A 1,090-nucleotide genomic window follows, 5' to 3' on the forward strand; every position below is an offset into this window, starting at 1 on the left:
GCCTGCGCGGAAGATGTAACGGGGCTAAACCATGCACCGAAGCTGCGGCAGCGACACTATGTGTTGTTGGGTAGGGGAGCGTTCTGTAAGCCGTTGAAGGTGTCCTGTGAGGGGTGCTGGAGGTATCAGAAGTGCGAATGCTGACATAAGTAACGATAAAGCGGGTGAAAAGCCCGCTCGCCGGAAGACCAAGGGTTCCTGTCCAACGTTAATCGGGGCAGGGTGAGTCGACCCCTAAGGCGAGGCCGAAAGGCGTAGTCGATGGGAAACAGGTTAATATTCCTGTACTTGGTGTTACTGCGAAGGGGGGACGGAGAAGGCTATGTTAGCCGGGCGACGGTTGTCCCGGTTTAAGCATGTAGGCGGAACGATTAGGTAAATCCGGTCGTTTATTAACGCTGAGGTGTGATGACGAGGCACTACGGTGCTGAAGTAACAAATGCCCTGCTTCCAGGAAAAGCCTCTAAGCATCAGGTAACATCAAATCGTACCCCAAACCGACACAGGTGGTCAGGTAGAGAATACCAAGGCGCTTGAGAGAACTCGGGTGAAGGAACTAGGCAAAATGGTGCCGTAACTTCGGGAGAAGGCACGCTGATATGTAGGTGAAGCCCCTGCGGGTGGAGCTGAAATCAGTCGAAGATACCAGCTGGCTGCAACTGTTTATTAAAAACACAGCACTGTGCAAACACGAAAGTGGACGTATACGGTGTGACGCCTGCCCGGTGCCGGAAGGTTAATTGATGGGGTTAGCGGTAACGCGAAGCTCTTGATCGAAGCCCCGGTAAACGGCGGCCGTAACTATAACGGTCCTAAGGTAGCGAAATTCCTTGTCGGGTAAGTTCCGACCTGCACGAATGGCGTAATGATGGCCAGGCTGTCTCCACCCGAGACTCAGTGAAATTGAACTCGCTGTGAAGATGCAGTGTACCCGCGGCAAGACGGAAAGACCCCGTGAACCTTTACTATAGCTTGACACTGAACACTGGTCCTTGATGTGTAGGATAGGTGGGAGGCTTTGAAGCGTGGACGCCAGTCTGCGTGGAGCCAACCTTGAAATACCACCCTTTAATGGCTGGTGTTCTAACGT

At 53.0% G+C, this 1,090-nt stretch carries 1 rRNA gene; it reads left to right on the top strand.

Annotated features, from left to right (window positions below):
• A 23S ribosomal RNA gene (locus tag QLG09_RS22340) occupies nt 1-1,090 on the top strand; the annotation flags it as partial.

Source organism: Enterobacter sp. V89_11 (assembly GCF_029967775.1).
GTDB classification, from domain to species: Bacteria; Pseudomonadota; Gammaproteobacteria; order Enterobacterales; family Enterobacteriaceae; genus Enterobacter; species Enterobacter ludwigii.